The 4,129-nt window shown below is 39.4% G+C and carries 4 protein-coding genes; 3 read left to right on the top strand and 1 reads right to left on the bottom strand.

Going from position 1 to position 4,129, the window contains the following annotated elements:
- The 3 genes from V6C71_08975 to V6C71_08965 all read left to right on the top strand — a co-directional run.
- A partial coding sequence (locus V6C71_08975) for a DDE-type integrase/transposase/recombinase (protein ID HEY9768621.1) occupies positions 1-290 on the top strand: 290 nt, incomplete at its 5' end.
- 57 nt (positions 291-347) lie between these two features.
- On the top strand, positions 348-818 hold the full coding sequence (locus V6C71_08970; GenBank protein ID HEY9768620.1) for a VapE domain-containing protein: 471 nt from the start codon (positions 348-350) through the stop codon (positions 816-818).
- Entirely contained in the window at positions 811-2,160 is a 1,350-nt protein-coding gene (locus V6C71_08965) for a transposase (GenBank protein ID HEY9768619.1), read from the top strand. Before V6C71_08970 ends, V6C71_08965 begins: the two co-directional genes overlap by 8 nt.
- Before the next feature lie 743 nt (positions 2,161-2,903).
- On the opposite strand, the gene V6C71_08960 is transcribed toward V6C71_08965, so the two are convergent.
- Positions 2,904-3,944 (bottom strand): IS4 family transposase, encoded by a 1,041-nt coding sequence (locus V6C71_08960; protein HEY9768618.1) that lies wholly within the window; start codon positions 3,942-3,944, stop codon positions 2,904-2,906.
- Positions 3,945-4,129 lie beyond the last annotated feature (185 nt).

Genomic DNA, 4,129 nt, shown 5'->3' with positions numbered 1-4,129 from the left:
CAGCATATCCGCCAGCTGTTGAAGAATTAAAATCAGAACAAGTTTTAGAAGAAAAAAGCAAAATCAGGCAAGTAAAATATCTTAATAATCTAGTCGAACAAGACCATAGAGGAGTCAAAAGAATTACAAATGCAGCTCTAGAATATCAATCATTTCATACTGCTTGGCGAACAATCAGAGGCATAGAAATTATGCGAATGATTTATAAAAGACAAGTGGAAGGAGTTAGTCAAAATGATGTTTTAGCGGAAAAGAAATTCATTGATTCTCTCTTTGAGATTGCTGTCTAAAAAGTCAGGTAACTAGAAATTTTTGTCTTTTAAGATTTTTTGCGACAGAACCCAATAATGAAACTGCACAGAGCTGTATCTGTGGAGCTATCCGAACTAGGAAACGCATTTCGTAAAGCCGATCAAGATGCACTAAAAACCTTTATAACAACTAGTTCTGATGACATCAGACTCCCTTATGGTACAAGAGTCCATACACTAAAACGCCAATTCGTACTCTTCGGATCTACAAATGATCGACAATTTTTGCATGACCCTACTGGTAGTAGAAGATTTATGCCCGTAGAAATAGAGCAGGGGTGGCAGATTCCTGTAGAAAAACACCTAGAATGCTTTGATGATTTAATCCAGGCTGCAATGATTTTAAGAGAAAGCGGAGCGAAACACTACTTAGAAGAAGCGGATGTTGTTCAACTTGCTGAACATAACGAACGTAACCGTTCACTACCCCCCCCCAAAAAAAACTGTAGATGTAGCCAAAATAAATCTGAGAAAGATGAAATGCTGTATGCTATAAATCATGGCTAGACTAAGCAAAGATGATTTAGCACAGATGAATCGAGACTACTTCCAATCTTTGGAGAAAGAAGGATTAGTGGAAGTAGCAGATAATTTGCATATCTTAGCTGTAGAACAGTGGGAGAAAATCAACTCCAATTCCAGCAATAGTTCTCAGCCACCATCTCTGGACAATCCGTATCAGAAGTCCGAAGGATCGAGAGTAGCAAAAGAAGATTCACAATCAACTCCCTCATCAAAGAACAAGCTAATTCCGCCACCAGCCAACTCGTCAAAGTCGAAAAGAAAGCCAGGGAGACAGAAAGGTTCAAAGGGATTTGGACGAAGTAAACCACTATCCATATCATCGATCATTCCCCACTATCCCATTCAATGTAGTGCTTGTAATCAAGCTTTAGTTAAAACGGAGTTCAAACCCTACATGGGGCATCATGTTTTGGAACTAGAAACAACTGAATTGGGATTACGAATAGTCTGCCAATTACATCATTACTATCAAAGTAATTGCAGTTGTGGACATCAATCCAAATCACAACCAGGTGTAGGAATCACCTCAAAAATTGAAGGACGCACTCGTGAGTTAAAACTAACAGAATATGTTTTAGTAGGAAGTTCTTTGACCAGCTTGATTGCCAGTCTCGCTGTGCGTTACCGATTAAGCAGAGTCAAAATTCGGGAATTTTTGGTAGATTGGTTATGGGTCGCGATAGAAACTAAAACCGCAGTCTTTCCGATTGCGCCTCGTACCAAAGAAGAGTTTAAACATCTGGTTACATCCGCTTTTGTGGGATGGTTAATCACTGATGGTTATGGTGCTTACCGTCATAAAGAGCGTCGTCACAGATGTTTAGCCCATCTGATTCGTAAAGCCATTGGCATTGCTGAATCGGTTAACTCTAGAACGGCACGGATTGGAACATTGATTTTAGAGGATTTAAAAGATTTTATTGATGCTATCAAAAAAGGAAAAACTGAGCAAGAATTAGAGAGGATTGTTCGTTCTCTTCAAGGGGTGTGTCATCTAGCCAAAACCATCAAGCACCAAAAACTCAAAGCTTTGGCAAGAGAAATCCTTAATGATTGGGATGCAGTAGTGGCTGCGGTGAACAATCCTAATTTACCCTTAACTAATAATGAAGCAGAAAGGGCTTTACGCCATGCTGTAATCGCTCGTCGTATTAGTTATGGAACTAGAACTACCGAAGGTAGTATTGCCTACAGTTCTTTACTCAGTGTCATTGAAACTTGTCGCTTGAGACAAGTAAATCCTTGGAAATATATTAGCTCTGTCATTCAGTTGGCTCGTCAAGGATTGAGTCCTCCCTTACTTCCGAGTCGAATAGTTACTTAAATACCAACTACCATCTCCTGCCCCTTTTACTTACTTACTTTCATTTCTATCTTGAGTGAGCTATTTTAGCGATCGCCCTTGGGGGGGAGTGAACGGTTACGAAAATCCTATAACATGGGGTGCCTTTTTTTTGTCACCCCTGCATGAGCCACAACATAGATATAACTATAGATTCTTTAACGATCACTGACCCACTCCAGACACAAGAGAGATTAGAGGTAATGGTTGATGATGTTGCGCAAGAACTATACACCCAGACTTTATCGTTAGAGATTCAATTGCAAGTGCTTAGTGATCGTGTCGATCAACTTGATCAACTTAAGAGTAGTCACGACACATTAAATCTTTAAAGGCAACTCAGAGGTCTAGTCAACTGGTTATAATCAACAGACTAGCCCTATTGTTAATCTTTACCCTCCATAGTTTTACCTTTTGAACTAACAGTAATTAGTTGCAAATGTAAAGCATATTACTAATAGTAATTTCTTCGTATTTATTAACATTAACTATTTTGAATCTTGTCTTATTTGTTCTTAGTTACTTTGTGCTACCACATCTCTACTTAACACTCAGACAGCACATATTGCACTACGATATACAACACTATGCAACTCTACAGTTAGCTGACGTTTAGTTCGCGATTGCATCAAGGCAGATAGTGGATTAAGGGAGTAGGGGGAATAGGGAGGAGTAGGAGAGTAGGGCTAACCATCACACTTACGTTAGAGATCGCCTGTATCCTTCTAAGTACAGGACAAAAGTTTGAGAGAATCTAGAAATTGAGACTGTTTTAAATCCAAATCGGTAAAAATTGACCGCAAGTAATCTAAACCATAGCGAAGTATGCTTTTGGCTAATCTTCCATGTTTCTTGATTTTAATTGGCTGATATTGATGTAACCATTCACCCATTTTAATTGCCCAGCATAAAGCAAAAGACATTAGAGCAACGAGCTTACTTAATCGCTCTGAGTAAGTAAAATGAGTAGATTCAAGACAAAATCCTCTGGTTTTGAACATTCCGAACAAGGTTTCAATTCCCCATCGTTTTCCATAGTCGGAAATAGCAGTCTGGCAAAAGTCAGGAGAAACAACAATCAGTAATTCTCCATTGTCCAAACGTAAAGCAGAAACATAAACCGAACGCCCCCATACCCATCGACGACCAGATAAAATCTGAGTTTGACCTGGTTTCAAATGAGCAAAGATAATCGACGCTCTAAGATCTTTTTTTCCATCACTAATGCGATCGCTATGACGTATTCTCAATCGAAAGGGAATAGTCGGTTCGATTAAGAGATAAGTTAACCATTGTTTACCGATGAACTCTCGGTCGCCAGTCAGATAAGCTACCTGAGCATCAGGAAAAATCTGGTAGAAACGATCGAGTAAATCCATTCTCTCATTACTATTAGAATTACCCTTCTTATCCAGCATTTCCCAGACCAAAGGATATGCAACACCATCGTGTACTATTCCTAACATTAAAATGTTGAAGCGGGTTGACCCAAACGACCATTCGGTTCTGTCTGTACTCAAAACCCACGGTTGCGGTATATCCATAATCCCTACGATTGTTTTGGCAATTACGGCATAATCAAGCTCAAATTTGCTGAGGCTAGAGTCTATTTGCGCTGGCGACCGAAAACCTGTCGCCAGTTCAGTCAAATTTACTGTTTTTACCCTCAGCAAAGCAATCAAAAATAGAGCGAGAAAATTCAAACGTGCGCCATGCCATTTCAAATAAGGCTTCAGAGTTTGTCGAAGTAGGTTAATCTGATTCATAGGGTCTGATTGGAGTGTCCTAAAGGATACCGCTTCGCATATAGTTACTTTTAATCAAACCCTTTTCATCTGTACTTTTGCAAGCATTCCCTCTCTTTTTTGTCCCGTACAGAGAGTGATGAAGACCAAGCTGGTCATCGGGTTAAATAAATTGTGTCCTAACCAGATTTCTTTTACTATTCAAT

The sequence above is a fragment of the Coleofasciculaceae cyanobacterium genome (assembly GCA_036703275.1).
Classification (GTDB): domain Bacteria; phylum Cyanobacteriota; class Cyanobacteriia; order Cyanobacteriales; family Xenococcaceae; genus Waterburya.
The sequence above is the reverse complement of the archived record's forward strand: the minus strand, read 5'-3'. Positions and strand labels throughout refer to the sequence as shown.

Excerpts from the sequence above, each read along its gene's own strand:
- V6C71_08965 (HEY9768619.1), top strand. The coding sequence starts at position 811 with ATGGCTAGACTAAGCAAAGATGATTTAGCACAGATGAATCGAGACTAC.
- V6C71_08970 (HEY9768620.1), top strand. The coding sequence starts at position 348 with ATGAAACTGCACAGAGCTGTATCTGTGGAGCTATCCGAACTAGGAAAC.
- V6C71_08960 (HEY9768618.1), bottom strand. The coding sequence starts at position 3,944 with ATGAATCAGATTAACCTACTTCGACAAACTCTGAAGCCTTATTTGAAA.